Consider the following 1,493-nt stretch of genomic DNA (forward strand, 5'->3'; position numbering starts at 1 on the left):
GCAGACTCGCTCGAAATTATGAAATATCAAATTAATCAACGGAAGAAATGATTGATTTCGCTGCCATAAAATTTTTAATCAATAAAATTTAGACAATCTCTTAGAATTTGATTATATTATTTTCATCATATCCAATATAGTATGCCCTTCCCATGCCCACAATCTTTTGTTTGTCGTTGCAATCATAAAACGGAAATTTAGATTGAAGGAAATTTTCAATTTTATTGAAATCAATGCTTTCGTATTCAGCATCAGTAAAAAGGTCTATATCGGAAGATAATCTATATCCAAAGCGTAAACATAGATTGGTTCCTCCAACTAATCTGAATGGTTTAAATAAACTGCAATCCATTAATTCATAAAGAATTTCTTTGAGAGCAGGGGTTACAGTTTTTAGATGTAATGGCATAATAGATTATGAGTTATAGACCATAAAATTCATTTATGGCAGATTTCTCTGAAGTATTGCCGTATTGGGAAACGCGGTTAATGATGAAGTTTTTGTTCTTACGCCAATCAAGTTTATTCATGTCAATATCCCAGAACACACATTTGCGTATTATAGGAGTGGTGCCGTATAAAAAAATTGATTTCTGATTCTTGTCTCTTTGAATTATATAATTCTGTAAGTTAATGAGAAAAGATGGCTCATAATTCAAAATCTTTTCAATCTTTATTGCGTATGTGTTTTCAATTGTGCGGTGATTGTTTATGATACGATTTAGTGTTTTATATGATATGCCAATGGATCGAGATAAGGCAATTTGGGAGATCCCTCTTTTTTTGAGATCTCTTTTAATTATTGTTCCTATCGGAATCCCTTTATATATATCGAAAACGCTTATCATAATACTACAACATTTGCAAATTTGCCATTGTTGAATTACTTCGATTTGCAAATATACGAAAAATCCAGTAAAATCATAATTAAATGTATATAATCTTTTTTATATTGTCAGGGTCGGCGGGAGGTTTTTGCACCGAGGTCGCGGAGGCGTTCGGCGCGGGCGAGGAAGCTGCGTGAGCCGGAGGTGAGTCGCGAAAGTGCTGATTCGTAGCTTCGGTGGGCTGCGGCGAGATTCTTTTCGATGCTCTGTAGGTCGGAAAGGAAATCTTTCGCCGAATCATAAAGCAGTCCCCCGAGTCTTGCGATTTCTGTCGCGTTTCGGTCTTGCGCCTCTTTGCGCCAGATCTGAGACACAAGCATTATTACGCTCATAATCTGAGAAGGGGAGACAAGTGCAATTTTCCTGTCGAGCGCGTAACTGACTATGGCATCGTCATTGTCTATGGCGGAAATCATGGCACCATCGTTGGGTATGAACATCAACACCAGTTCTGCTGAGTTTTCAATGGTTTTATGATATTTTTTCGCGGCAAGTTCGTCAATGTGTCTTCTGATTGAGAGGAGATGCCTTTTCATAGCGTCTTTCGCTTCAATGTCGGAGACAGCCTCGCAGAAATCAAGGTAACCGGACAGCGTTGTCTTGGAG

Annotated in this window: 3 protein-coding genes; all 3 read right to left on the reverse strand. The window is 37.8% G+C overall.

The genetic code is table 11. The annotated features are described in order from the left end of the window. Positions 1 to 100: 100 nt before the first annotated feature. On the reverse strand, positions 101 to 409 hold the full coding sequence (locus JX312_RS13560; RefSeq protein ID WP_204458444.1) for a nucleotidyl transferase AbiEii/AbiGii toxin family protein: 309 nt from the start codon (positions 407 to 409) through the stop codon (positions 101 to 103). Positions 410 to 422: 13 nt separating this feature from the next. Then, positions 423 to 848: a helix-turn-helix domain-containing protein gene (locus tag JX312_RS14380; RefSeq protein ID WP_123405150.1), complete on the reverse strand. Its 426-nt coding sequence runs from the start codon at positions 846 to 848 to the stop codon at positions 423 to 425. Between the two features lie 107 nt (positions 849 to 955). Beyond that, positions 956 to 1,493, reverse strand: a 538-nt coding sequence (rmuC, locus tag JX312_RS13570) for a DNA recombination protein RmuC (RefSeq protein ID WP_204458446.1), incomplete at its 5' end; no start/stop codon positions are given.

Source organism: Barnesiella sp. CU968 (genome assembly GCF_905219685.1).
In the GTDB taxonomy this organism is placed as follows: domain Bacteria; phylum Bacteroidota; class Bacteroidia; order Bacteroidales; family Muribaculaceae; genus Lepagella; species Lepagella muris_A.